24 protein-coding genes and 2 tRNA genes are annotated in these 25,930 nt (G+C 68.3%); 13 read left to right on the forward strand and 13 right to left on the reverse strand.

Features of this window, described 5'->3' with window-relative positions; genetic code table 11:
* Positions 1-62 precede the first annotated feature (62 nt).
* The 3 genes from CLU95_RS02075 to CLU95_RS02085 form a co-directional block, all read right to left on the reverse strand.
* Entirely contained in the window at positions 63-524 is a 462-nt protein-coding gene (locus CLU95_RS02075; protein ID WP_180288714.1) for a SixA phosphatase family protein, read from the reverse strand.
* A gap of 31 nt (positions 525-555) precedes the next feature.
* Positions 556-2,691 (reverse strand): polyphosphate kinase 1, encoded by a 2,136-nt coding sequence (gene ppk1 / locus CLU95_RS02080; RefSeq protein WP_257214511.1) that lies wholly within the window; start codon positions 2,689-2,691, stop codon positions 556-558.
* Positions 2,692-2,876: 185 nt separating this feature from the next.
* Positions 2,877-3,797 (reverse strand): GNAT family N-acetyltransferase, encoded by a 921-nt coding sequence (locus CLU95_RS02085; protein ID WP_099789966.1) that lies wholly within the window; start codon positions 3,795-3,797, stop codon positions 2,877-2,879.
* A gap of 158 nt (positions 3,798-3,955) precedes the next feature.
* Here CLU95_RS02085 and CLU95_RS02090 point away from each other — a divergent pair, with 158 nt between their 5' ends.
* From CLU95_RS02090 to CLU95_RS02120, 7 genes are all read left to right on the forward strand, one after another.
* A complete protein-coding gene (locus CLU95_RS02090) occupies positions 3,956-5,632 on the forward strand; it encodes an FAD-dependent oxidoreductase (protein ID WP_099797076.1) in 1,677 nt (558 codons plus the stop codon).
* Positions 5,633-5,652: 20 nt separating this feature from the next.
* Positions 5,653-5,916, forward strand: a complete 264-nt coding sequence (locus CLU95_RS02095; RefSeq protein WP_099789968.1) for a UBP-type zinc finger domain-containing protein — start codon at positions 5,653-5,655, stop codon at positions 5,914-5,916.
* Positions 5,917-6,031: 115 nt separating this feature from the next.
* Complete coding sequence (locus tag CLU95_RS02100; protein WP_099789970.1) at positions 6,032-6,736, forward strand: glutathione binding-like protein; 705 nt, start codon at positions 6,032-6,034, stop codon at positions 6,734-6,736.
* Between the two features lie 35 nt (positions 6,737-6,771).
* Positions 6,772-6,848: transfer RNA gene (locus CLU95_RS02105), tRNA-Pro, on the forward strand.
* A gap of 330 nt (positions 6,849-7,178) precedes the next feature.
* Positions 7,179-7,364, forward strand: coding sequence for a hypothetical protein (locus tag CLU95_RS30490; RefSeq protein WP_143605924.1), 186 nt, complete (start codon positions 7,179-7,181; stop codon positions 7,362-7,364).
* Between the two features lie 560 nt (positions 7,365-7,924).
* Positions 7,925-8,001, forward strand: a tRNA-Arg gene (locus tag CLU95_RS02115).
* A gap of 194 nt (positions 8,002-8,195) precedes the next feature.
* Positions 8,196-10,055 carry a hypothetical protein gene (locus tag CLU95_RS02120; RefSeq protein ID WP_143605925.1) on the forward strand — a complete coding sequence of 620 codons (1,860 nt, stop codon included), beginning with the start codon at positions 8,196-8,198 and terminating at the stop codon, positions 10,053-10,055.
* Positions 10,056-10,160: 105 nt separating this feature from the next.
* Here CLU95_RS02120 and CLU95_RS02125 read toward each other — a convergent pair whose 3' ends face one another.
* Positions 10,161-10,700: a hypothetical protein gene (locus CLU95_RS02125; RefSeq protein ID WP_143605926.1), complete on the reverse strand. Its 540-nt coding sequence runs from the start codon at positions 10,698-10,700 to the stop codon at positions 10,161-10,163.
* A 31-nt stretch (positions 10,701-10,731) separates the two neighbouring features.
* Positions 10,732-11,349 carry a hypothetical protein gene (locus CLU95_RS02130; RefSeq protein ID WP_143605927.1) on the reverse strand — a complete coding sequence of 206 codons (618 nt, stop codon included), beginning with the start codon at positions 11,347-11,349 and terminating at the stop codon, positions 10,732-10,734.
* Positions 11,350-11,415: 66 nt separating this feature from the next.
* Here CLU95_RS02130 and CLU95_RS02135 point away from each other — a divergent pair, with 66 nt between their 5' ends.
* Entirely contained in the window at positions 11,416-11,814 is a 399-nt protein-coding gene (locus tag CLU95_RS02135; protein WP_099789980.1) for a hypothetical protein, read from the forward strand.
* A gap of 138 nt (positions 11,815-11,952) precedes the next feature.
* Positions 11,953-13,239 (forward strand): acyl-CoA dehydrogenase family protein, encoded by a 1,287-nt coding sequence (locus tag CLU95_RS02140; protein ID WP_099789982.1) that lies wholly within the window; start codon positions 11,953-11,955, stop codon positions 13,237-13,239.
* Between the two features lie 16 nt (positions 13,240-13,255).
* Here the strand turns inward: CLU95_RS02140 and CLU95_RS02145 are convergent, their stop codons facing one another.
* The gene (locus CLU95_RS02145) at positions 13,256-13,537 is read right to left on the reverse strand and encodes a hypothetical protein (protein WP_223301334.1); all 282 of its coding nucleotides are present in this window, start codon (positions 13,535-13,537) and stop codon (positions 13,256-13,258) included.
* A gap of 351 nt (positions 13,538-13,888) precedes the next feature.
* The gene (locus tag CLU95_RS02150; RefSeq protein WP_099789984.1) at positions 13,889-14,716 is read right to left on the reverse strand and encodes a crotonase/enoyl-CoA hydratase family protein; all 828 of its coding nucleotides are present in this window, start codon (positions 14,714-14,716) and stop codon (positions 13,889-13,891) included.
* Positions 14,717-14,831: 115 nt separating this feature from the next.
* On the opposite strand from CLU95_RS02150, the gene CLU95_RS02155 reads away from it, so the two are divergent.
* Both CLU95_RS02155 and CLU95_RS02160 read left to right on the forward strand, forming a co-directional pair.
* A complete protein-coding gene (locus CLU95_RS02155; protein ID WP_099789986.1) occupies positions 14,832-16,709 on the forward strand; it encodes a PhoX family protein in 1,878 nt (625 codons plus the stop codon).
* A 42-nt stretch (positions 16,710-16,751) separates the two neighbouring features.
* Positions 16,752-17,141, forward strand: coding sequence for a DUF488 domain-containing protein (locus tag CLU95_RS02160; RefSeq protein ID WP_099789988.1), 390 nt, complete (start codon positions 16,752-16,754; stop codon positions 17,139-17,141).
* Between the two features lie 10 nt (positions 17,142-17,151).
* Here CLU95_RS02160 and CLU95_RS02165 read toward each other — a convergent pair whose 3' ends face one another.
* The 3 genes from CLU95_RS02165 to CLU95_RS02175 form a co-directional block, all read right to left on the reverse strand.
* On the reverse strand, positions 17,152-17,763 hold the full coding sequence (locus tag CLU95_RS02165; protein WP_099789990.1) for a glutathione S-transferase: 612 nt from the start codon (positions 17,761-17,763) through the stop codon (positions 17,152-17,154).
* A gap of 37 nt (positions 17,764-17,800) precedes the next feature.
* The gene (locus tag CLU95_RS02170) at positions 17,801-18,703 is read right to left on the reverse strand and encodes an SDR family oxidoreductase (protein WP_099789992.1); all 903 of its coding nucleotides are present in this window, start codon (positions 18,701-18,703) and stop codon (positions 17,801-17,803) included.
* A 121-nt stretch (positions 18,704-18,824) separates the two neighbouring features.
* Positions 18,825-19,880, reverse strand: a complete 1,056-nt coding sequence (locus tag CLU95_RS02175; RefSeq protein WP_099789994.1) for an OmpA family protein — start codon at positions 19,878-19,880, stop codon at positions 18,825-18,827.
* 158 nt (positions 19,881-20,038) lie between these two features.
* Between CLU95_RS02175 and CLU95_RS02180 the strand changes: the two genes are divergently transcribed.
* Positions 20,039-20,911 carry a CoA transferase gene (locus CLU95_RS02180; protein WP_099789996.1) on the forward strand — a complete coding sequence of 291 codons (873 nt, stop codon included), beginning with the start codon at positions 20,039-20,041 and terminating at the stop codon, positions 20,909-20,911.
* 6 nt (positions 20,912-20,917) lie between these two features.
* Here the strand turns inward: CLU95_RS02180 and CLU95_RS02185 are convergent, their stop codons facing one another.
* The 3 genes from CLU95_RS02185 to CLU95_RS02195 form a co-directional block, all read right to left on the reverse strand.
* Positions 20,918-23,005 carry an esterase-like activity of phytase family protein gene (locus tag CLU95_RS02185; RefSeq protein ID WP_099789998.1) on the reverse strand — a complete coding sequence of 696 codons (2,088 nt, stop codon included), beginning with the start codon at positions 23,003-23,005 and terminating at the stop codon, positions 20,918-20,920.
* A 145-nt stretch (positions 23,006-23,150) separates the two neighbouring features.
* A complete protein-coding gene (locus CLU95_RS02190; protein WP_099790000.1) occupies positions 23,151-24,065 on the reverse strand; it encodes a hypothetical protein in 915 nt (304 codons plus the stop codon).
* 4 nt (positions 24,066-24,069) lie between these two features.
* Positions 24,070-24,990: a DMT family transporter gene (locus CLU95_RS02195; protein ID WP_099790002.1), complete on the reverse strand. Its 921-nt coding sequence runs from the start codon at positions 24,988-24,990 to the stop codon at positions 24,070-24,072.
* Positions 24,991-25,279: 289 nt separating this feature from the next.
* Here CLU95_RS02195 and CLU95_RS02200 point away from each other — a divergent pair, with 289 nt between their 5' ends.
* Entirely contained in the window at positions 25,280-25,924 is a 645-nt protein-coding gene (locus tag CLU95_RS02200) for a DUF1294 domain-containing protein (RefSeq protein WP_099790004.1), read from the forward strand.
* Positions 25,925-25,930: the final 6 nt, after the last annotated feature.

A 25,930-nucleotide genomic window follows, 5' to 3' on the forward strand; every position in this document is an offset into this window, starting at 1 on the left:
GCGACCGTGACAAAGCGCCTGTCCGGAAGCGTCAGGCAGGGGTGTCCGCGGCGAAGGACGGCTTAGAGAAGCTCGGGCGCCTGCACCGTCACCACGACGGTCTGCACATCGCCGTCGCGCTCGCGGGTGCGGATCCACCACAGCGAGCCCTTGCGCACCGGGCAGCTGTCCTGTTTCAGGCCGAGGAGCAACGAGATCGCCTGCCCCAGCGAGGGCTGATGGCCGATCACCAGCACCACCGACTTGCCGTTGGGCCAGCCGGTGGCGGCCAGCAGCGCGTCGGGGGTGGTGTCGGGCGACAGCTCGGAACGCACCTTGTACTTGCGACCCAGCGCCAGGGCGGTCTGCTCGCAGCGGCGCGCCGGACTGCACACGATGCGCGTGCCGTCGGGCAGTTGCCGATCAAGCCACAAGGCCATGCGCTTGGCCTGTTTTTCGCCGCGCTGCGTGAGCGAGCGCTGCATGTCGTCACACCCTTCGGTCCAGTCCTCGGCTTCGGCGTGACGCCAGAAGATCAAGTCCATGCTCATCGTCTTTCGAACTTCTTCTTCAATTTCAATTGGAGGCCGCATCACGGTGGTTTCCTCGTGATGCATAGCGGCCCATCAAGGCGGCCTGGGCGCCATGCGCTTCGATCGCGGGGGACGCGCCCGCCTCGCCGGGGTGCGTGTCATGGTCGACACGCCGGTAGACGCCGTCGCCGCCCAGGTCCCAGGCGTCGCGGCCATCGTGCAGGTAGGCCACCAGGCACTCGTCGATGAGGCGCTGGCGCAGGGTGGGGTCGGTCACGGGCCAGGCCAGCTCAATGCGCCGCATCATGTTGCGGTTCATCCAGTCGGCGCTCGACAAATAGAGCGACTCGTCCTCGCCATGGCGGAAATAGAACACCCGCGAATGCTCGAGGAAGCGCCCGATGACCGAGCGCACGCGCACGTTGTCGGTGAGCCCCGGCACCTGCGCCGGCAGCGTGCAGGCGCCGCGCACGATGAGGTCGATCTTCACGCCCTTCTGCCCCGCGCGAATGAGCGCGCCGATGATGGCCTCGTCGGTCAGCGCGTTCATCTTGGCGACGATGCGCGTCGGCTCGCCGCTGGCCGCAGCCTGCCCCAGCGCATCGATGCGCGCGACCAGGTTCTTGTGCAGGTCGAAGGGCGCGAGCCACATGCGGTTGAGCTTGGGCAGGCGGCTCTGGCTGGCCAGGTGGACGAACACGGCTTCCATGTCGGCCGTGAGCGCCGGGTCGGCCGTGAGGTGGCTGATGTCGGTGTACAGCCGCGCCGTGCGCGGGTTGTAGTTACCCGTGGACAGGTGGCCGTAGCGGCGCAGTTGCTTGCCCTCGCGGCGCGTGACCAGCAGCATCTTGGCGTGGGTCTTCAAGCCCACCACGCCGTACACCACCTGCGCGCCGATCGATTCGAGCATCTCGGCCCAGTTGATGTTGGCCTCTTCGTCGAAGCGCGCCTTCAGCTCGACCACCACCGTGACCTCCTTGCCGCGGCGCACGGCTTCGCGCAGCAGGTCCATGAGCTCCGAATCGGCGCCGGTGCGGTAGATGGTCTGTTTGATGGCCAGCACCTGCGGGTCGAGCACCGCGTCGCGCAGGAAGGCCAGCACGCCGTCGAAGCTCTCGAAGGGCTGGTGGATCAGCACGTCGCCGCGCTGCAGCCGGTCGAAGAACGACTGCGCGGGCGACAGCGTGACGGGGAACGACGCCGCGTACGGCGGAAAGCGCAGCTGCGGCTCGCCGATCAGGTCGATGAACTGCGTGAGTCGTGCCAGGTTCACCGGGCCGTGCACGCGGTACAGCGCCTGCGGCGGCAGGTTGAACTGCGCCAACAGGAAGCTCGCGAGCGATTCTGCGCAGCTCGCCGACACCTCGAGCCGCACGGCCTGGCCGTAGTGGCGGTGCTGCAGGCCCTGGCGCAGCGCGGTGCGCAGGTTCTTGACGTCTTCCTCGTCGACGGCGAGGTCGGAGTGGCGCGTGACGCGGAACTGCGAGAAGTCGCCCACCTCGCGGCCCGGGAACATGCTCGAAAGGTGCGCGCGCACCACGCTCGACAGCGCCACGAACAGCGTCTTGCCGTCCGACACCTTGGCCGGCATCTTGATGAGACGCGGCAGCACGCGCGGCAGCTTGACGATCTGGATCGGGTTCTCGCGGCCGAAGGCGTCCTTGCCGCCCAGACGCACGATGAAGTTCAGCGACTTGTTCGCCACCTGCGGGAACGGGTGCGCCGGGTCGAGCCCCACGGGGATCAGCAGCGGGCGCACTTCGCGCTCGAAATACTCGCTGACCCACTTGCGCTGCGCCGGGTTGCGTTCGCCGTGCGACACGATGTGGATGCCGTGCGTGGCAAACGCCGGCATCAGCTCGTCGTTGTACAGCGCGTACTGGCGCGCCACCAACGCATGGGCGGCCTCGGCCAGCCGCTCGAAGGATTCGACGGTGTAGGTGCCCTTGTTGTCGCCGGCGCTGCCGGCGATCAGGTGCGGTGCGGCGCGGACTTCGAAGAACTCGTCGAGGTTCGACGACACGATGCACAGATAGCGCAGCCGCTCGATCAGCGGCACCTCGGGGCGGCGCGCCCAGTCGAGCACGCGTTCGTTGAACGAGAGGATGCTGTGGTCGCGGTCCAGCAACGCGAACGGAGGCGCGTCACCGCGCGACGGGTCAGCGGAGAGGGAAGGCATGGGCACTGATTCTGGAGCAAGCGGCACGGGAGAACACGTCGGCTGAAATATGACAGTGTCAACGTCATCCGTGACAGTTCCATGACATTCGCGTGACGTGCCCTGCCCCACAGAGAGCGAAGCTGACACATTCGGCGACAGCGAAGCAGCGTGCGGCCCGGCGTCGGGCCGGATGGCCGCCGGCTTCATGCGCCGAGAAAGTGCTTGCGATAGCGCGCCGGCAGGTCGTCGATGCGCATCAGCATCGGCAGGTCGGCGGTGTTGAAGTCCGGGTCCCAGGCCGGTGCGCCGAGCACCTTGGCACCCAGGCGCAGGTAACCCTTGATGAGCGCGGGCGGCTCCACGTCGAGCGCGCTGTCGAGCCGTTCGACCGGCAGCGGCAGGCGCGGCTGCACCTGGTATTGAATCGGCGCGAGGTGGCTGGCCGAAAGCTGGCGCCAGATGCTGGCCGCCGCATCGCCGCTGGTCACGCCGTTGTGCGACATCGGAATGCTCGCGCAGCCGATCATGGTGTCGAGCTTGTTGCGGTGCATGAAGCCGGCCAGCGCGCCCCACAGCGCGAGGATCACGCCGCCCTGGCGGTGCTCGGCGTGCACGCAGCTGCGGCCCAGCTCGACCATGCGCTCGCGCAGGTCGCGCAGGCGGGTCAGGTCGAATTCGGTGTCGCTGTAGGTGCTGCCGACGCGGCGGGCCTGCGCGGGGGTCAGCACGCGGTAGGTGCCGATGACCTGGCCGGTGAGTTCGTCGCGCACCAGCAGGTGTTCGCAGAAGTCGTCGAACAGGTCGATGTCGTGGCCGGCCAGCGGTGTGCTCAGGCGTGCGCCCATCTCGCCGACGAACACATCGTGACGCAGGCGTTGCGCGGCGCGCACGTCATCCAGATGACGTGCCCAGCTCACCGTGATGCCCGGCTTGTTGACCTCGGCGGCCGGCGGCACGATGACGGCCAGCGGCGCCTCGGGGACCGACGTGCGGGTGGCCAGTGCGGCGGCGGTTGCGGCGGCAGCAGCAACAACGGCGGGGGTTCCGGCCGTGGGTGCGGGCCACAAGGCTGCGCGCAGTCCGAGCTGCGAGAGCGGAAACGTCGGGTTCGGCAGTTCTTTCATGGGAAATCCCTTTCTGCTGACCGAGTCTGGACACGCGCAATGAAAGCGGCATGTCAGCGGCGTGGCAGCCACATGACGTTGTTACAACGCGCGTCAGCGTCGCTTTGGCGCCGCTTCGGCGTCTAATGCGGGGCATTCGCGACACGGAGTTCGACCCCATGGCCACCGATGCACCAGGCGCCAACAGCCGCCTGCACCAGACTTTCCCCGTCCTCAGTGACGCCGAGATGGCACGCATCGCCAGCTTCGGCAGCGTGCAACGCTTTGCGCGCGGCGAACGACTTTTCACCGCCGGCGAGACCGGCGCCGGCATGTTCGTGCTGCTCAAGGGCGTGGTCGCCGTCACGCAGCGCGACGGCCTGGGCCATGTGGTGCCGATCGCACGCCAGGGGCCGGGCGAGTTTCTCGCCGAGGTCGGCCAGCTGAGCGGACGCCCTGCCCTGGTCGACGGGCATGCCGACGAAGAAGTCGAGGCACTGGTCGTGCCGCCGGACCGCCTGCGCGCGCTGCTGGTGGCCGAGGCCGACCTGGGCGAGCGCATCACCCGCGCGCTGATCCTGCGGCGCGTGGCGCTCATCGAATCGGGCGCGGCCGGGCCGGTGCTGATCGGGCGCCCCGATTCGCCCGAAATGGCGCGGCTGGAGAACTTCCTGCGCCGCAACGGCCATCCTTATCACCTGGTCGACGCAGCCGCCGACGCCGATGCGGCCGCACTGCTCGCCCAATACGGCCCCGACAAATTGCTGGCCGTGTGCCCCGACGGCTCGGTGCTCGTCAACCCGAGCGACGAAGGCCTGGCGCGCTGCCTCGGCATGGTCGACACCGCGGCACGCGACGAGCTCTACGACGTGGCCGTGGTCGGCGCTGGCCCGGCCGGCCTTGCGACCGCGGTGTATGCCGCCTCCGAAGGGCTGCGCGTGATCGTGCTCGACTGCCGCGCCTTCGGCGGACAGGCCGGTGCCAGCGCGCGCATCGAGAACTACCTGGGCTTTCCGACCGGCATCTCGGGGCAGGCGCTGGCGGGCCGCGCGTTCGTGCAGGCGCAGAAGTTCGGCGTCGAGATGCTGATTCCGGCGCAGGTGGAAGCGCTCGACTGCTCGCGCGAGAACGCGATCGGCAGCCTTGCCCTGAAGCTCACCGACGGCCGCACGATCAGCGCGCGCACGGTGGTCATCGCAAGCGGCGCGCGCTACCGCCGCCCCGGCGTGCCGCGCCTGGCCGAGTTCGAAGGCCGCGGCATCTGGTACTGGGCCTCGGCCATCGAAGCCAAGATCTGCGCACAGCAAGAGGTTGCGCTGGTGGGCGGCGGCAACTCGGCGGGCCAGGCGGCGGTGTTCCTGTCGCGCCATGCGGCCAAGGTCAACGTGCTGGTGCGTGGGCCGTCGCTGGCGGCCAGCATGTCGCGCTACCTCATCGACCGCATCGAGGCCACGCCCAACATCTCGCTGCAACCGCACACCGAGCTCGTGCGGCTGCACGGCGCGCCCGAGGAAGGCCTCACCGGCGCCACGTGGCGCTGCCACACCTCGGGCCAGGAGCACGACTGCCCGGCGCGCAACATCTTCCTGTTCGTCGGCGCAGAGCCCGAGACGTCGTGGCTCGACGGCTGCGGCGTGTCGGTCGACCGCCACGGCTTCGTGCTGACCGGCCCGGCCGCGAGCAGCGGCTTTCCGGCGCGCCCCGCTGCGGCGCTCGAATCGAGCGTGTCCGGCGTGTTCGCGGTGGGCGACGTGCGCTCGGGTTCGGTCAAGCGCGTGGGCGGCGCGATCGGCGAAGGCGCCGCGGTGGTGGCGCTGATTCACCAGCACCTGTCGTCGACCTCGGCCGTGGCCTGAGTTTTTTCCAGAGATACCCCATGCCCATTCAAGCCTGCGAACACGTGCCCGCCGACATCGCACCACCGCACACGCCCCGCGGCTGCGAAGACTGCCTGAAGACCGGCGACACCTGGGTCCACCTGCGCCTGTGCGTGCACTGCGGCCATGTGGGCTGCTGCGATTCGTCGAAGAACCGCCACGCCACGAAGCACGCGCGTGCTGAAGAACATCCCGTGATCCAGTCGATCGAGCCCGGCGAGCACTGGATGTGGTGCAACGCGCACGAACGACAGGTGGGGTGACCGGGCCCAGGGCGCGGCCGGCAGACGGCAAATGCCCGCACCCGCACGCGTCCGGATGCGCGTGTATATGCTGCCGTTCTCCCGTCACAACCCTCTCAATCTGGAGCTCCGCGACATGCCCGCATCGCCCATCGAGGTCTATTCCTGGCCCACGCCGAACGGCCACAAGATTCACATCATGCTCGAGGAGTGCGGCCTGCCGTACCACGCGCACCCAGTGAACATCGGCACCGGCGACCAGTTCGCGCCCGAGTTCCTGAAGATCAGCCCGAACAACAAGATCCCCGCCATCACCGACCCCAACGGACCGGACGGCCAGCCGATCTCGCTCTTTGAATCGGGCGCCATCCTCGTGTACCTCGCGGGCAAGACCGGCAAGTTCTTGCCCACGGGCGACCGCGAACGCTACGACGTGCTGCAGTGGCTCATGTTCCAGATGGGCGGCGTCGGCCCGATGCTCGGCCAGGCACACCACTTCCGCATCTACGCGCCCGAGAAGATCGCCTATGCCGTCGACCGCTACACCAACGAGGCCAAGCGCCTGTACGGCGTGATCGACCGGCAGCTGTCGAAGCACAAGTTCATCGCCGGCAACAGCTATTCGATTGCCGACATCGCCATCTTCCCGTGGCTGCGCAGCTGGGAAAACCAGGGCATCACCCTCACCGACTACCCGCACCTGAAGGCCTGGTTCGACGGCATCGCCGCGCGCCCGGCCGTGCAACGCGGCGTGAAAGTGCTGGCCGATCTGCGCCGCCCCATCACCGATGACAAGGCGCGCGAGATCCTTTTTGGCAAGACACAGTACGAGAAGCGCTGAGCCGGCCTTTATTCGGGCTAGAATGGAAGGCTTGGCGGGGTGTAGCGCAGCCTGGTAGCGCATCTGGTTTGGGACCAGAGGGTCGAAGGTTCGAATCCTTTCGCCCCGACCAAAAGAAAAGTGAAAGCCTGCAACGATGAAAGTCGTTGCAGGCTTTTTTCTTTTCCGGGCCGCTCGCAATTCACCGCGAATCTCGCGCCCCTTTAGACGTTTCGTAGCACGTCCCACCGGTTTCCGTACATCGGGCAACGCCACTGCCTTGTTGTTACACCGTTATGGCAACCTTTTTCTTACGGGACTACCCGCGGAGCCCTCGGCGCTCACGCAGAATCGAGTCAATCGTGATCGTGTTTACAAAGTAAGCTGAATCGCGTTTACAAAGCCGAAGAGCTGAGTCAGGGACGGACGTTGAAGCAGACCCTCACCCCTGGATTCTTTTCCGATGCTGAATTACTTTTCCCGCTGTTCCTGCGGCCTCCGGCATCTCGCACGCATCGAGCGCCGGCCATGGATGCGGCTCTTCTCGAGCCAGCGCTTCTACCAATGCAGCGCCTGCGGAAAAAAGCAACTGGCGTCCGAACGCGCGGTGAACGAAGCGGTCTTCAAGTACCGCTCGGAGAACGTCTGACGGCCCCTCGGCCGCAAAGATCCAGGAAAGCATCGGACGACCGAAACGCCCGTCCCTAGCAATCTGTTGCGCGTGCAGCCCTTTCGCTGCAGGCCCTGCCCACCCACAGAATCGAACGCGGGTGCTTCATGGTTGCGCAAACCGCGAAGCAGCGTCGGGGAAAGAGTGTCGACACCTTCCCGGTTTGAACTCTTCTGTGATGCTGCTGAATCTGTTTCTCCGATGTTCCTGCGGCCTGGCCGGCCTTCGTCGCCTCGAGCGGCGAACCTGGATGAGGATGCTGCCGGCCCTCAGGTTCTATCGGTGCAGCACCTGCGGCAAGAAGCAGCTCGTGTCGAAGCAGGCGGCCGAGACCGCCAGGGTGTCCTCCCGCGCCAGCCACGCCCATTCGCCCTCTCAACGAGCGCCCGCGAAGGCGTCGTGCATGGAGGGATGTAGGTAGAATCCGCGCTTCCCCGGTCAGAGGCAGAAGCGTCCAGACCGTTGATTTTTCGGGTCTGTTGCCGCATCCCTTGTGGCCCGAGGACTGAAGGCTTCGGCCCTCGCTTCTCAACCGAAATCTGCCCGTAGCTCAGTTGGATAGAGCACCTGCCTTCTAAGCAGGTTGTCGGGGGTTCGATCCCCTCCGGGCAGGCCATCATTTCTCTCTTGTCCTTGGCCTCCCGATCAAATTTCGGAGAGCACCTCGCCTCACTTGCGAGGGCCGATAGGCGCCTTCCGCATCGCGGCCCGGCAAGGCGAGCTACCGGTTTCCGTGGACTCCCACAAAAGCGGTATTTGGTTTGCAATTTGCTCCGCTAGATTCGGCCCATCACAGACCGAGGAGACGTCATGACGATGGCGACCATTGCACGAGAACCAGCGCTCATTTCCACGCCGGCACGCCGAGGGCGTCAACGCCCCAGGCAAGCGCCCCGGTTCCCGTACGCCTTCCTGTCGGCACTCGTCCTCTCGGCCTGTGTGCTCGCCGTCCCCATGGGAGCCCGGGGCCAGGTCAATCCCGAGATCGCGAATTGCGTCGAGCTCAAGGATGAAGCCACGATCACCCAGGCCGACCTTTGCTCGGCGCACATCGGTTGCCGCTTCGTATTGAGCGCGCAGAAGACCTGCGCGCGCGCCAAGGGCTACCTTGAGCGGCTGCAGGCTGCCATTGGCGAAGGCACGCGCAACTTCTTCGGCTACCACCGCAAGGAGGTCACGCCCGATGCGATGTTCAACGCAGTGCTCAACGGCGATGACCGCGAGAACGAGCGCAAGCTCGGCGGCCTGGCGCAGCCGCAGCGGCTGTCGCAGGAGATCGGGGCGCGCGTGCGCGAGGTGGGCACTGGCGACACGCTGTCGGGCAAGGGCACCGGCGACACGAGTTGGGTCTACTACGGGCAGGTCAAGGACGGCAAGGCTGACGGCACCGGAACACGCGTCTTTTCCGACGGCGAGATCCAGCGTGGACAGTTCAGTGCCAATCGCGTGCAGGGCGCTGCCGACATGCTGTACGCCCCCAACGGCAATCGTTATGTGGGAGAGGTGGCCAGCGACAACCGCGAAGGACAAGGCCTGCAGGTACTCCGCGACGGCGGGACGAAGTCAGGCAGCTGGAGCAAGAACGCGTCCTTCCAGGGTACTTTCTTGCGCGCCGACGGCACGCGCTTCGAGGGAAGCATGAGCACCAATTGGCGCACACAAGGACGCGAGTACCGCGCCGATGGCACGCTGGCCGAAGAAGGCCGTTACGAAAGCGGCAAGCTGTCGGTGGGCACGCAGTACGACGTGGCCGGTGTTCGCACCGAGGTCAATCTGCCGGGCGCGCGTGAGGCCGCCACCCGCGAGGCCGCCGAGAAGACCCGGCTCGCCGCAGAGGCCGAAAAACAAAGCAAACGCGAAGAGGCCGCACGCGCCGAGCAGCAGTTCCAGGCCAGCCTGCTGGCCATGAACCCTGGCCAGTTGTTCGCACGCGCCGACGAGCTGAACGCACAGGGCGACCGCACCCGTGCGCGCGAAGTGCAGCGCACGTTGATGAGCCGCTTTCCCGACCACCCTCTGGCAGCAACAGCAGCGCGGCAGATGACGGGTGAGTCCGGTGGCAGTGCAGCGGCGGGTGGAGGTTCAGCGCCAGGGGGCGCGGCCAACCGCCCTGCAAGCGTGCGCCTTTCCAGCCAGACCTGCGAGGCCATGAAGCAGTCGGTCATCGCGACCAAGGTCCCATCCAATGCCTCGATCACCGCCAGCCAGGAAACGGTGATGTTCATGACCAAGACGGTGCTGGACATGATCGCCGCCAACTGCCCCACCGAGCCCGGCGTGACGCCCGCCCAGATCGCCGCGGAACGCCAGACACGTCAACAGCAGTACACGGCCGCCGAGAACGCCTGCAATGCCGTGCAATCCGGCGGGCGCCGGTGTGTTGCGCAGAATCATTTCGGCCCCGGCGCGGCACCCCGCCCGGCAACGCCCGTGGCCGCGGCCGCCCCGACCGAAACCCGCGGCCCGGTTTACACCTGCGAGATGACCGACAGGGTCGGTCCCGATGTCATCCAGTCGTACGACCCGGTGAAGGGACGGACCACCTGCCAACGCATCTACCGTGCGGGGCAGTCTGGCGGGAGTGCGACGACGTCGTCGTCGACGGCCGGCGGCGGAGCATCGCGCGTGTCCGACGACAACCGCACATGCAGGAATTGCACGGCCAACTAATGTCGGCCGGTGGTCACCCTCGGTGCGAATGGCACAGGAATTGGAGCGGGCCGAATGCGCCGCAGCGCAGGCCTCACGGCATCACGCGAATCCGTTGGCTGATCCTCAGCATCTCGCCCTGAACTGCTGATCGCGCGCCTCCTTGCGCTGCTCGGCGATCCAGGATTGGGATGCGCCACTCTGCGGTTGTCGCGCCAAGCGGTCGTAGTACGCCACCCGCTCATTGAAGTGCGCACAGCGCGATGCGTCGCCACTCGCACCCGTCACGCCCGGCGAGCTCGCACCGCGTTGTTGCGCAGCCTGTTGCTGCACTGCATAGCCTTGCCTCGTTTGCCGGTCGGCAATGTCCACCTGCTGCTCCCACGTCAGCCCGGCCGGCACCGGCTCGATGCGCTCGACCAGTGCGCCTTGCCCGCGGCAATGATCCGGCGACCAGAAACGCCCGCCGCTGGTGCTGACGCAGAGAAACACCTGGGACGCACCGGCCGCGTCGAGGTTGCGCACCGGCGGCGACACGTCGACCACGCGGCCACCGCCGCTGCGGCACGGCTCACCGCTGTACTGGTTGCCGCATCGGTAGACCTGCTGGGCATGGGCCATGCCGCTGGCGATCAGGAGAAGGCTGGCGAAGAAGGTGAGGCGCATGGCCCGATGGTAGTAGCGATGCACCCCAGGATCACGCACCGGCCCTGGCATCTGCCGGCAGCAACGCCTCCCGCGCACGACCGGAGAGCGGCACGCTCTCGGGCAACAACGACAGCGCCTGCGCCCCACGCGCCGCTGTGCCCACATTGGCCACGAAGGTGCGCCGCGTGTCGTGGAACTCGAAGATCAGGTTGAAGGTGCCATAGGCCTCGCGCACATCGACCTGTCGTATCTCCGCGAAAGGCCGCTGGCGCTGGCGAAGCACGCGGTACACCAGCTGATCGTTTTCGATACGCAAGACAGGGTTCAGGCTGTTGGTCGCCAACGCCACCCACGGCAATCCGCGCAGGCCGGTGAACGCGGCCGTGACGGGGATCACCCCGCCCTTGATCACGAGGGGTGCAGCACCCGCACGGGGCGCCTTGGGCGTGCGAAGCTTCTTCCAGAGCCAGTAGAGGAACCAGAACGACAGCCCTTGAAAGACGATCACTCCGACGGTCCCAAGGACAGTCATCCAATCCATCTGCACGTCGCCTTCCTCTGTGACACACGCCTGGGCCCTCCCCGGCAAGGCGCCATTAAAGCAGAGGGTTCCAAGCATCAGATGCACGCCGCCTGTCGTTGGAACTTTGGATTCAATACTGTACATTTAAACAGTATTCTCAAGGAATCCACATGCCGAAGAACGCATCCCAGTCCAACGCGTGGGTGAGCCATGACCCAAGCTGAACTCTTCTTCCCCCGGCCGGCACCGCCGCCCTCGACCGTCTTCCACTTTCACGAGCCCGCCCCTATGGTCCTGCCCGAGGCACCCGAAGACGAGCTGCGCGAAGCCTTCTGCGCCAAGCTGATCGACTACCCCCATTCGTCGGCCGACGCGGTCAGGGTCGCAGAACAACGCTTCCGGCGCGAACTCGAGAAGCAACTGGGCGCCGACGTGCTGCCGGTGATGCGCGCCTTCCAGAACGCCAGCGAATCGAGCGACACCGACCTCACCAAGACCGAGATCGCCCTGGCCGCGCGCTGGATCAAGGCCTACGACGCCGCGCGCAAGGCAGGTTTTCGCGACCTGGGCGATACGGACGAGGCGTACTTCGAGGTCAAGGCGATCTGAGCTGCGGCCCTGTGCGCGTTCATCCGTCGCGCATAAGAAAACACGAAAAGCGTATTTCCCAGTGAAGGCATGGCGCGGGCACAGTCCCACGCCTGTATCGCTCTTTTTCCGGCGCGCCCTCGGGCCGCCCGGCTCGCCATGGCATCCCTTCACGACACGCCGACGCGCCCTGCCGCGCCCTCGGCTCCCACCCGTCCTTCCACGCTCGCACCTTCTTCGCAGCAACTCGCCGAGCGCTTCCGCCCTGTCTTCGACCGCATCGCCGAACACGCGGCGCAGCGCGAGCACGACCGCGAACTGGCCTACGCGCCCGTGGCCTGGCTCAAGGCCGCCCACTTCGGTGCGCTGCGCGTGCCGCTCGCACACGGCGGCCTGGGCGCATCGGTCGAGCAGCTGTACGACCTGCTCATCGAACTCGGCGAAGCCGACTCCAACCTGCCGCAGATTCTTCGCGCGCACTTCGGCTTCATCGAGCGCCTGTTCGCCGAGATCGATCCCGCGCTGCACGGCCCGTGGATGCGCCTCGCGGCCGACGGCGTGATCTTCGGCAATGCCACCACCGAGCTCGGCGAAGGCGCGCTCGGCGCGCTGCAGACCACGCTGACGCGCGACAAGAACGAGAGCACCGATGTGTGGCGCCTCGACGGCGACAAGTTCTACAGCACCGGCACGCTCTACGCCGACTGGATCTCGGTCGCGGCGCAGCGCCTGAACGACGACGGCAGCAGCGACCGCGTGATCGCCCTCGTGCCTGCGGAGGCTGCAGGCGTGGAACGTGTGGACGACTGGCGCGGCTTCGGCCAACGCCTGAGCGCTTCGGGCACCACGCGCTTTCGGCAGGTGCGCGTGAAGCCCGAGCATGTGCTGCTGTACGTGCGCGACCAGCCCACGCCGCTCACCGCGCACTTCCAGCTCACGCACCTCGCGACGCTGGCCGGCATCGCCCGCGCCATCGTGCGCGATGCGGTGGCCTTCGTGCAGCCGCGCAAGCGCGTCTACAGCCTCGGCAGCGGCGCCACCCCGCGTGAAGACCCTTTGGTGCAGCAGGTGATCGGCCAGCTCGCGAGCACGGCCTTCGTGGCGGCATCGACCGTGCAGGCGGTGGCGCGTGGCCTCGGCGAGGTCGATCGCCACCTGCAGCGCGGTGAGGCCGTGCCCGAGCAGTTGCTGTTCGAGGTGGAGCTGAACACCGCCAAGGCGCAGGCCGGCATCGTCGATGCAGTGCTGCAGGCGGGCACGCGGCTGTTCGATATCGGTGGCGCTTCAGCCTTGCAGGAAGACCGGCGGCTCGACCGGCACTGGCGCAATGCGCGCACGCTGGCGTCGCACAACCCGACGATCTACAAGGGGCGCGTGGTGGGCGACCACCTGCTCAATGGCGCGCGGCCGACCTTCTATTGGGCGGTCGGCGCCATCGCCAGCTGAGACAAGAAACGGGAGTTCAGACCCGCGGCAGCGCCGCGAGAAAGGTCGACACCACGATCGCCGCCGCGCGGTCGAGCTGCAGGATGTCGGCGACGTCGAAGGCATTCGGCGCCGTGTGGCCGCTGGTTCCGAGCGGCTTGCGGATTTCCACCAGCACTTCGGCGGCGAGTTCGCGATCGCTGCGCGGCCGACCATCGGGGTGCATCACCCACTCGTCGACCTGTTCGATGGGGATGCTGCGAAACACCCCCACGATCGGGACGTACTTGTAGCGGTCCTCGCCCACGAGGATGGGCACGCTGAGATTGCAAAAAAACGTATTCGTCGACATGCGGAACGCCGTCGCTAGCCAAAGCAAAAGTTGATTAATTGTTTTCGAGTGTGACTCCGATAGCCATTTCCCCGACCGAGGGCATACGACAAGTCGTGATCTTCCGCACACTAATTGCGGTCAATTCCGTCGAATTGCTCGGGAAAACAACTACTTAATTCTTACACAAAGACACGGATGGCGCACTTTGTGTACGATTTTTGGCATACGAAATGTGGCGACGCCCCCTCTCGGCACGCCGAATCGGGCACGCAAACAGGTGCGCCTCGCGTTGTTTTTGCAACGCAAGGGACTCGAAGACAACGAGCGAGAGACCGCTCAGGCCGGCGCGCTGAACTGCGGCGCGCGCCGCTCGATGTTGGCCTTCACGGCTTCGAGCTGGTTCGGGCTGCCGATCAGCGCCTGCTGCTCCACCGACTCGGCGATCAGCAGCTCGGCGGCGCTGTGCGCGAGCGAGGCGTTCAGCAGCCGCTTGCCGGCGCGGATCGCGTCGGGGCTCTTGGCCGCAATCTCATGCGCCATCTGCAGCGCTTCGGCCAGCGGGTCGGCCGCCACGCGCGTGGCCAGGCCCAGGCGCACGGCCTCCTCGCCCGAGAAGATGCGGCCGGTGAACGTGAGTTCGCGCACGACGTCGGTGCGCGCCAGTTCGCGCATCAGCACCATGCCCGCCATGTCGGGCACGAGGCCCCACTTGATCTCCATCACCGACAGCTTGGTGTCGGCCGCCACGAGCCGGATGTCGGCGCCCAGCGCCACCTGAAGCCCGCCGCCGAAGGCCACGCCGTGCACGGCCGCAATGACCGGCACCGGCACTTCGCGCCACACCATCGCCACCTGCTGCGCGGCATTCGAAAGGCCATGCGTGCGTGCGACGAGGTCGGTGCCGCCGGCCGCTGCGCCCAGGACGTCGCTGGCGGCGCCCTGCCCCATGCGCTCGAACGAAGCCATGTCGAGCCCCGCGCAGAAGGCCTTGCCGCGGCCCGCGATGACCACGGCGCGCACGCTCCTGTCGTCGCGCAAGGTCTCGCCGGCTTCGACCAGCGCGTCGAACATCGCGGGGTCGAGCGCGTTCATCTTGTCGGCGCGCGCCAGCTGCAGTTCCACCACGCCGTCGGCGTGGCGGGTCCATTCGATACGGTCGCTCATTGCATGTCTCCTGTCGGTCTCGATGTCGCTAGGGGGTATCGGTCCAGTATCGCGCGGGTGAGCCGCTGGGCGATGATGCGCACTGTCGCCGACCCAACACCTCCGCCCCCTCGCCATGTCTCTGGACCGCCGTCACTTTCTCATTCAATCGGGCGCGACCGCCGCCGTCGTCGCGCTGTTCGGCCAGGGCTGCGCCCGGTCGCAGCTGCCGCCCTCCACAGGCGCGACGAGCCCGTCGGGCTTCTTCACCAGCGTGCCCATTTCGGAACGCGACGCGGTGGTGGTGCCGCCGGAATACGAGTGGCAAATGCTCTACCCCTGGGGCGCGCCCACGGGCCTGGCGGGCCGCATGCCGGCCTTCGCGCCCGACGCCGGCAACAGCGCCGACGATCAGGCCCTGCAGGCGGGCATGCACCACGACGGCATGCACTTCTTCGCGCTCGATGCGCGCAGCGAGCGCGGCCTGCTCGTGATGAACCACGAGTACACCGACGAGCAACTGCTGCACACCGACGGCGTGAAAGTCTGGAGCGCCGACAAGGTCCGCAAGTCGCTGCATGCGATGGGCGTGTCGGTGATCGAGGTCCGCCGCACACCCGAAGGCTGGCGCCAGGTGCTGCCCTCGCCCTACGCGCGCCGCGTGCACGGCCGCACGCCGATGCGCATCGCCGGCCCCGCCGCGGGCACGCCGCTGATGCGCACCGCCGCCGACCCGGCAGGCCTCAACGTCTTCGGCACCTTCGCCAACTGTGCGATGGGCGTCACACCCTGGGGCACCTACCTGACGTGCGAGGAAAACTTCCACGGCTATTTCGGCGGCCCCAAAGAGGCAGCCAAGAACGCGACACCCGCACAACGCCGCTACGGCACGGTGCCGGGCGCGCAGTGGGTCGAGTACTGGCGCTTCGACGAACGCTTCGACCTGAGCCGCCATCCGAACGAGCCGCACCGCTTCGGCTGGGTGGTCGAGATCGATCCCTTCGACCCCGAATCAACGCCCGTCAAGCGCACCGCGCTCGGCCGCAAGCGGCAGGAAAGCGCGACCTGCACCGTGGCGAAGGACGGCCGCGCGGTGGTCTACATGGGCGACGACGCGCGCTTCGAATACATCTACAAGTTCGTGAGCCGCGACACCGTGCGCCCGGGCACCGATGCCGCCGCGCGTGTGGCCAACCGGCACCTGCTCGACGAGGGCACGCTGCATGTCGCGCGCTTCGATGCCGACGGCCGCGGGCGCTGGCTCGAACTCGTGCACGGCCGCCACGGCATCGATGCCGCCAACGGCTTCGCAAACCAAGCCGAAGTGCTGATCCACGCCCGGCTCGCAGGTGACATCGTCGGCGGCACGAAGATGGACCGCCCCGAATGGATCGCCGTGCACCCGCACAGCGGCGAGGTGTACGTCACGCTCACCAACAACTCGCAGCGCGGCGACCTCGGCAAGCCCGGTGCCGATGCCGCCAACCCGCGCGCGCCCAACTTCTTCGGCGGCATCCTGCGCTGGCGCGAAGACGGTGGCGACGCGGCGAGCACCGCCTTCGCGTGGGACCACTACGCGCTCGCGGGCGACCCCGCGCAGCCCGGCGCCGGCACGCGCTACCCCAGCGACAGCGCCGATGCGTTCGGCTGCCCCGACGGCCTGCACTTCGACAGCGGCGGGCTGCTGTGGATCCAGACCGACATGAGCGGGCAGTCCATGGGCAAGCCGCCCTATGCCGCGCTCGGCAACAACCAGATGCTGTGCGCCGACCCGGCCACGGGCCGCATCCAGCGCTTTCTCACGGGGCCCAACGGCTGCGAGATCACGGGCTGCGTGGTCACGCCCGACCGGCGCACGCTGTTCGTCAACATCCAGCACCCGGGCGAATCGCGCGACGACGGCGACGCGAAACACAACAGCGCCTGGCCCGATGGCACGCAACCGGGCAGCGCGCGCCCGCGCTCGGCCACGCTGGCGATCCGCCGGCGTGACGGCGGCATCGTCGGCACCTGACAGTCACACACATCACAACAACAGCCCCAGGAGACCCCTGTCATGAGCATCCGCATCGTCCGTCTCGGCACCCCGCGCGCACCCGGCGAGGGCCTGCGCATCGGCACCGTGCGCCGTCCGCCGCGCGGCGTGCCGAAGACCGAGTTCGCCTCGCAGAACTGGTACGACGTTTGGTACCCCAACCTCGCGCCGTCGGTCGAGACCATGAAGCAGGCGCAGGCCGCGCAGACGCCCGCCGAATGGAACGCCTTCGTGCGCAAGTACAAGACCGAGATGGCCGAAGCCAACGCGAGCCGCAGCCTCGACCTGCTCGCGGCACTCTCGCACACGGCCGCGCTGGCGGTCGGCTGCTACTGCGAGGACGAATCGCGCTGCCACCGCTCGCTGCTGCGCGGCCTGCTGGCCGAGCGCGGGGCGGACATCGCAGCCTGAGCGCGGTCGCTCAGACCAGCGGCGCGTCGACGAACACCGGCAACTGCTCGGCCTGCGCCGTGTACGCCGCGAGCAGCGGAAAGTCCGACGGACGCACCACGTCGGGCAAGATGAACTGCGTGAAGGTCCAGGCCACCGCCGCCGAGAGACCGCCCTGCGTGATCGTGCTTTCTGCGGGCGCCGCCAGCGGCGCGGCGGCCAGTTCGCGCTCCAACTCCGCATACGCCGTGTTCAGCTGGCTCTGCACGCGATCGACCCACGGCTGGTGCAGCTTCTCGGCAGGCCGCAGGTTGCGCTCGTAGACGATCTGCACCGTCTTCTCGCAGGCTGCGAGCGCGAGCCCCGTGAGGCGCAGGTCGCGCAACCGCCCCGCCGGATCGGCAGGAAACAAGCTGCGGCCCGCGACCGCTTGCGCGTGGTCGATGATGAGCGTCGAGTCCATCAGCACCGTGCCGTCATCGCACACCAACGTCGGGGCCTTGACCACCGGGTTGATCGCGCGGAACTGCTCGAAGGTGCTGAAGACCGAGACCGAGCGGTGCTCGAAGTTCAGGCCGAGCAGCCGCAGCGAGATGGCGGCGCGGCGAACAAAAGGCGAGTCGAGCATGCCGACGAGTTGCATGGGTTCTCCTGGGAAAAGAACGCCACGATAACCCGCCTCAGCGCTGCGCCTTGTCCTTCTGGTTCTGCGCCTCGATGCGTTCGCGCGCTGCCAGCCAGTCGGCGTCGCTCCACTGGCGCAGCTCATAGAAGTTGCCGCCGGTGGCCAGCGCATTGCCGCCGTCCATCATGATGCTCTGGCCCGTGAGCCAGTCGCACTGGCCCGGCGCCATCAGAAAGGACGCGAGGTTCTGCAGCTCGCTCATGCGGCCCACGCGCGCCATCGGGTTGGTCTTGATGCTGCGCGCGCCGGGCTCCTCGCCGGGGTTCAGGCGCTTGCTCATGCCTTCGGTCGGAATCTCGCCGGGGCCCACCGCGTTCAGGCGGATGCCGTGGCGCGCCCACTCCACCGCGAGCGACTTGGTCATGACCTCGATGCCGGCCTTGCTCATCGCCGAAGGCACGACGTAGGGGCTGCCGTTGTCGACCCAGGTGACGATGATGCTCATCACGCTGCGATAGGCGTCGCCCGGCTTCCATTGGCCCGACTTGGCCTGCGCCACCCAGCGCTTGCCCACGGCCTGCGTCACGTAGAAGCTGCCATGGAACACGATGTTGGCGACGGCGTCGAAGGCGCGCGGCGACAGGCTCTCGGTCGGCGAGACGAAGTTGCCCGCCGCGTTGTTCACGAGCCCCGTGAGCCCGCCGCTCTGGAACAGGCTCTCGACCATGTCGTCGACCTGCTGCGCGATGCGGATGTCGACGCCGAAGGCATCGATGCGCCGCTCGGGAAACTGCTGGCGCCAGGCGGCGGCGGTTTCTTCGCAGACCGCCTGGCGCCGGCCGCAGATGGCGACGTCGGCGCCCAGGCTCAGAAATCGCTCGGCCATGGCACGGCCCAGGCCGGTACCGCCGCCGGTGACGAGGATGCGCTGGCCGCGCATCAGGGATGCTTCGAACATGAGGGGTCTCCTTGGCGTTGCGGCAGCGGCAGGGACTCGCGTGCTGCCATCGGGCGCATGCTATGTCGCCCCCGGCCGCCGTGGCTTGCGGAATCTGGCTGCGCCCCTGCCGCTGGCGCGGCTACTGCAGCACCAGCTCCACGCGCCGGTTCTTCGCCTTGCCGGCCTCGCTCGCATTCGATGCCACCGGCGCCAGGCTCGCCACGCCGTTGGCGGTGAGGCGCTCTCGCGCAATGCCGCGGTCTCTTGCGAGCGCGGCCGACACGGCATCGGCGCGGCGCTTGCTCAGGTCGAGGTTGGCCGCCAGCGCACCCGCGTTGTCGGTGTGGCCCACCACATGCAGCTTGAGCGCGGCCTGCTGCTTCAGCAGCGCGCCGATCTGGTCGAGCGAGGCCTTGCTCTCGGGCTTGATGTCGGCCTTGCCGGTGTCGAACAGGATGCCGTAGACAGCCACCTTGCCGTTGGCGTCGAGGCTCTTGCCGAGTTCGGAGGCCGAGAGCGTTTCCATCTTCTGCTCGCGCGCCTTGGGCTCGACCTTGACCACCAGCACGCTGATGCGCTTCTTGAACTCCTTCTCCTCGCAGTACACCGACACGTCGCCGGGCTTCCAGACCATGAGCGCGATGGCCGCGCCGCTCGCCTTGTTGTCGAGCACGGCATAGCGGAAGTCGGTGACGAAGTGACCCGCGCCGCAGGCCGCGGGCGAGTTGTCGCCGGCCTTGGTCCACCAGGTGTCGGGCAACACCAATGCCGAGAGGCTGGTCTTGTCGATGTCGCGGCTGTCGCCGCAGGCTTCGCCCGCGCACTCGAACACCGTCTCGAAGCCCGCGCCCTTCTGCTCCTGCTGGTAGTTGCGCAGCACCTCCAGCGCGCTGCGGTCGGGGGGCGTGATGTATTGCAAGGCGGTGCGCTGGCCCGCGCGGTCGAGGGAGCGCGCGGCGGTCACCTTTTCGTCCTTGTAGACGGCCTTGCCTGCCGGCAGCTTGACTTCGTCGTAGCCGACATCGTCGCGGTACACGAGCACCGAGCCCGCGAAGCGCTTGAGCCCCGCCGGATCGCTCAGCCCTTTCAGGTCCTGCCGAGGCACTTGCGTGTCCGCGGCCTGCGCCACGGGCGCGAGGGGAACGAGCGCGCCGAACAGCGCGGCGGCAAGAAAGACACGGTGTGCGGCGTGCATGGCGCTCCCTGGCGTCGAGTGAGAATGGCCGCCACGATAACGCCGCGCCGACAGGCCATCGAAGGCCGATTTCAGGCCCCCTAAGGCCTGAAACGACCGCCACGCCTGCGGCTTCAGCTACGCATTCAATAGCAACTTGTTCTTTGGATATACGCCCTATGCCGAGTCTCGCCCCCCCAGAATTCCTGCCGCTCGACGGCGTGCGCGTGCTGAGCCTCGCGCTCAACCTGCCCGGCCCCGCCGCCCTGCTGCGCTGCCGCGCGATGGGCGCGACCTGCCTCAAGCTGGAACCGCCCGGCGGCGATCCGATGGGGCTGTACAACCGGCCCGCCTACACCGCGCTGCACGAGGGCGTCGAGGTCCGCACGGTCGACCTGAAGACCGAGGCCGGCCAGCAGCAGCTGCACGCCGAACTGGCCAGCACCGACGTGCTGCTGACCTCGTTCCGCCCCTCGGCACTGCAGAAGCTGAAGCTCGACTGGGCCACGCTGCAGGCGCGGCACCCGGCCTTGTCGCAGGTCGCCATCGTCGGTGCGCCGGGCGAGCGCGCCGAGGAGCCGGGCCACGACCTGACCTACCTCGCCGAAAGCGGCCTCGTCACCGGCACCGAATTGCCGCCCACGCTGTACGCCGACATGGGCGGCGCGCTGCTCGCGAGCGAGGCGGTGCTCAAGGCCATGCTGCAGCAGACCCGCCAACGTGGCGGCGTGTACCTCGAAGTGGCGTTGAACGCCTCGGCCGACTGGCTCGCCCTGCCCCGCACCTGGGGCCTGACGAAGCCCGAGGGTGCGGTGGGCGGCGCGCACGCGGGCTACCGGGTCTATCCCTGCGCCGACGGCCGCGTGGCGGTGGCGGCGCTGGAGCCGCATTTCGCGGTGCGCCTGTGCGAAGTCGCAGGTGTGGCGCCGCCGGACATGATGGCGCCGGCCACGCACGCGGCACTGGCCGCCTGGCTCGCGACGCGCACGCGCGCCGCGCTGGAAGCCATGGGCCGTGAGCGCGACGTGCCGCTGCTCACGCTGGCCGACTGACGGCGCTCAGAGCGCCGGGAGGCGCAGCTCGCTGAGCTTGCGGTCGAGCTTGATGAGCCAGATGCGCGTCGGCCGTTCCAGGTCGGAGCCGCGCGTGATGCGTGCGCTGATGGTGCCCGCGGGGCAACCGCTGATGAGCTTTCCGGTGGCATCGACCGTGCAGTCTTCGACGCTGCCGGCCACGACCTTGCCATCGGCGCCGAGCAACACGGTGCCCAGGCCGAAGTCGTTGTCGTTCACCAGCGCCAGGGTCTGGTCGTCGACGACCGTCAGGCCCTCGGCCTTCTCGGCCAGCCAGCCCAGCACGTTGAGGTCGAGCAGCTCGGTCTTGCGCATCGTCACCACGGTCGAGTAGTCGGCGCCGTTCGACGCGGCCTGCGTGATGCTGCTGATCTCCAGGTTGTGGTCGAGGGCCTTGATGTCGGTCGCGTGGGCCGGCAGCTCCACCAGCATCAGCTTGTTGAACACCTTGCCGTCGCTCTTGCGCGCGCCCTGTTCGATCACGATGAAGCGGCCGTTGCCCAGGCTCACCACATCGCCGAGCTTGGCGTTGCCGGTGCGGTCCTTGTCGTACTGGCTGCCGTCGATCGGGTAGGCGTAGAGCTTCGAGGTCTCGGTGGCCGGATCGAACGCGAGCCAGCGCGTGAACTTGGCGATATGGCGCACGTCGGTGTTGCTGCCGCCCGGCGGCTTGGCCTTGATCGACTTGCCGTTGGCGTCGCGCGGGTCGATCGGGCTCTGCAGGAAGCCGTGCAGCACGCCGCTGGCCGCGTCGAGCGTCAGGCCTTCCATGCCGCGGTTGGGGCGGCGCTGGGCCAGCACCGCCGGCAGGTCGGTGGCGCCGGGGCCGGGCGCGTACTTCTTCTCGATCACGCCGCTGGCGATGTTCAGGCGCGCGATGAAGGGGCCGTACTCGTCGCTGGTCCACAGCACGTTGCGCGCCTTGTCGAGCACCAGGGTCTCGGGGTCGAGGCCGTGGGCGTCGTAGCCGGCCTTGGCCTCGTCGAACACGTAGCGGTCGGTCAGCGGGGTCTCGCCGGTCGAGCCCACGCCCGAGCGCGGCGGCAGGCCGGTGATCTTGGTGTTGGCGTCGCGCTTGAGCGGCACGCTGGTGCTGAGCACTGCGCCGGTCTTGCCCACGCGCACGATGCCGAAGCTCGGCGCGAACGACGGTGTCGGGAACACCTTGCTGGTGCTGGTGACACCATCGCCGCCGCCGGGCACGGGGGCGGTCGGGCCGTCGCCGTTCGGGCCGCGGTCGGTGATGGCGTAGAACTCGAGCGCGCCGTCGTCGGCCTTGCCCTTGAACGCCAGGCCCGAGCCGTAGGCCGGCAGGAAGCCTTGGGGAAAGTCGGCCTTGATGTCCGCGTTGTCGCCCTCGTAGGGCACGTGGAAGCGGGTGTCGGCCTGCAACTGGTAGCGCGTGACGGCGATGCCGATCGCGCCGAGCTGGTTGGTTTGCGTGGACGCTTCGGTGACCGGTGCGGCCAGGCGCGAGGCCAGCGTGTCCTCGAAGTGTTCGCGGGCCAGCATGCGGCGGTTCGAGTCGACCATCCGGGCATTGTAGGGAGCGGGCAACGCGGCCAGCACCGCGTTGAGCGCGGTGTGGAAGGCATCGGGCGCGGCGTTGAAGTCGAGCGCACCGGCCGTCAGCGCGGCCTTGAGCGCGGGCGTCAGGCGGATGCCGTTGGCGGGGTCGCGGTCGTCGTCGAAGCTTTGCAGCGCGAGCAGGCGGTTGACGACGGCATCGGCCTTCACGTCGCTGCCACCGGCCAGGGTCAGCGGGGTGATCGCGTCGCCGCATGCGGCGCTGCCCAGCGCCAGCGCGCCGGCGCTGAAGGTGACGGTCTCGCCGTCCTTGCAGCTGAACTCGCCCTTGGCGTTGGTGGCGGCCTTGGCGGCGCTGCCGGCCACGTAGTCAAGGCCTTCCACGGCGGCGTCGAGGAAGGTGCCGGTCTTCGACTGTGCAGCCGGTGGGTTGGTCGTGCCACCACCCCCACCGCCCACCGGGAACGACCAGCCGCCCCCGCCGCCGTTGCCGCCGCCGCAGGCGGTCAGCACCGCGCCAGCGCCCACGAGCGCCAGCCATCCCATCCTCGATCCTCTTGTTGTCTTGCGCATTGCTTGTTGTCCTTGTGATGCGCCCGCGCAAAGGCGCAAGCCCCGGCGATTAATGCCGAGGCAGATGACAAGCCCGTGAAATTGCAACCGAAAGGTTGCGGTGGTCGGCGCCTTTTTCTCAGCGCCCGTTGCCGTCGCGCTGGCGGTCTTCGCGCTTCACCGCGAGGTAGGTATCGAGGTCGACCTCGTGCAACTGGCGCGGGTAGCGCTCGGCCGCCGCGAACCAGTAGCGCTGACGGCGCTCGGCCGGCTCGTTGCTGCCGGTGGCCAGGTAGGCGTCGAGCGTGAGGAAGTAGCGCATCGCATTGCGCTCCACCAGCCCGCGCAGGCCGCGGATGTACTCGGGCTGGCCGTCGGCGCCCTTGCCCACCACGGTGAAGCCAACCTTGTTGCTGCCGAAGGTGGCGAGGTAGGCCTGCGTGGCGAGCCGCACCATCGTGTTGTGGTCGTAGCCGTAGCTGAAGTGCACGAAAGTCTTGCGCTCGTCGAGCGCCACCGCCTCGAGCCGCACGCGGTAGTTGCTGGTGCCGAACGGGCCGCTGTCGGCCGACATCTCGACCTGCAGGTGCTCGGGCGTGGCGCTCGCCACGCGGTAGGCAAACGGCAGCTCGAAGGCCTGGTCGACCGGCTTGTCGTAGCGACGCACCACGAACAGCGTGAGCGTCTCCTTGCCCTGCGGCGAGGTGCTGACGCGGCAGCGCCGGTTGTTGATGTGCAGCGTGAGCAGTTCGCACCAGTGGTCCGAGCCCTTGAGCGCCGCGCTGACCTTCGACAGCGGGTGCTCGACCACGGCGTAGATGTCGCCCTCGAGGCCGTCAGGGGTCTCGGTGGAGTTGAGCTGCACGGGGCGCCCGAAGCGGCTCTGGTCGAGCTTGTCGCCGAGCTTCTGGTGCTCGGCGCGCAGGGCCTGGGGGCCCGTGGGCGCGGAGGCCTCGGGTGCCGCTGCCTGCGCCAGCAGCGACACGCCGCAGCAGGCGGCCATCGCCAGGATGCGCGTCCACGAAACCGGCACGGGGGTCGAACTGCTCGTCATGGGGCTACACGATACCCCGGTTCCGCCGCACCAGCAGCAGCATCGCGCCCGCCAGCAGCGCCGCCCCCAGCCATTGGCGCGGCGCCATCGGTTGGGCCAGCCACAGCGCCGCGAGCCAGGCGGCCACCAGCGGCTCGATCAGCGTGCCGACCACCGCCGCCGTCGGCGACAGCCGGCGCGCGCCCCAGGCAAAGGCCAGGTAGGCCACCGACGTGGTTGCCACGCCGGTGTAGGCGGCGCCCGTCCATTGCGCCACGCCTTCGGGCCAGGTGATGCCGTTCGCAGCAGCGACGCCGAGCATGCACAGCGCCGCGGCGCTCATGCCCCAGGCGGACGCGGTGACGGCCGGCACCCGCGCCGGCATGCGCGCGTTACCGAGCACCACCAGCGCGTAGCAGACGGCCGAGCCGAAGGACCACGCCAGCCCTGCGCCGTAGCCCGTCGGCAAGGCGCCCCAGCCGCCGGCCGGCATCACCAGCAGCAGCACGCCCGCCAGCGCGAGCACGAGGCCACCGAGCAGGCGCGCGCCGAAGGGCTCGTAGCCGCGCAGCACCGACACGCAGGCCACGATCAGCGGCGCGCAGCAGATCGAGATCACCGTCGGCAATGCGGCGCCCAGGTGCGCGATGCCCGCGAACCAGCAGCTCACGTTCAGCGCCATCGCGGCGCCAGTGCCGACGACGTGGCCTTGCTCGCGCCGCGACAGATGGCGCCATCCGGCATCGGCGGCCGGCGAGCGCCGCGTCGCCTGCCAGTGCAGCCACCACAGCAGCGGCATGCCCAGCGCGAAGCGCGCGAGCGACAGGCTGTGCGGCGCGATGCCGCCATCGATCAGGAATTGCGCCACCAGGGCGCCGCCGCCCCAGAGCACGCCGGCCAGCAGCACGCCGCCCCAGGCCAGGGCGGCCGTTGTTCTTGCATTCATGTTGAAACTCTCCGTGAGGCCCACCGCTTCGGCGTCGTGTCGACGCATTGCCAGGGGCGGGCATGACCATCCGGCCACCGCCCGGCGTTCTTCATTCAACGAAGAAGGCGGACGGCAGCGACCACTTGCGGGCCTGACAGGCGCGGCGCGAGGCGCGCGCGAACGTCAGCGGCGGGTCGACGGAGGGGGAGAGTGATGCAGGTGCATGAGCGGCCGATGATAGAAGCGCGACCGCAGGCCCACAAGAGAGAATCGCCCGCATGTGCCCTGCCCTCTTTCACCTCACTTCATGAAGCGCCAAGGTCGACTCGTTCGTTGGGAGGCCGAGCGCGGCTTCGGTTTCATCCGCAGCCCCGAGGTGTCGGCCGACGTGTTCGTGCACCTGCGCGACTTTCGCGACCGCCAGTTGAAGCCGCAGGTCGGCATGGCGGTGCGCTTCGATGAAATTCATGTCGGCGGCAAGGGACCGCGGGCGGTGGCCGTGGAGGCCGCGGCCTCGGCCTCGGCGGGTACCGTACCCCGCGCAGCGTCACGCGCACAGCCGCGCCGTCCCTCGGGTCGCAGTGCGGCCGGCACGCCGTGGGACGCTTGGTTGATCGTGATCTATGCCACCGGCCTGGGCGCTGCCGTGTGGCTCGGTCGACTGCCGCTGTTCGCACTGGCAGTCGTCGCGGGGCTGAGCCTGCTCACCCTCGGGGTCTACGCCTTCGACAAGAGCGCGGCGCAGGCCGGGCGCTGGCGCACGCAGGAAAGCACGCTGCACCTGCTCGCACTCGCAGGCGGCTGGCCGGGCGCGTGGTGTGCGCAGCGGCTGCTGCGGCACAAGTCGAGCAAGGTGAGTTTCCTGTGGCGGTTCTACGCCACGGTCGCGCTGCATTGCGCGGCGCTGGGGGCGTGGGTGTTCTGGCTGTCGAAGCACGCGGCCTTGGCCTGACCGCGC

It is taken from the genome of Variovorax sp. 54 (genome assembly GCF_002754375.1).
Classification (GTDB): Bacteria; Pseudomonadota; Gammaproteobacteria; order Burkholderiales; family Burkholderiaceae_C; genus Variovorax.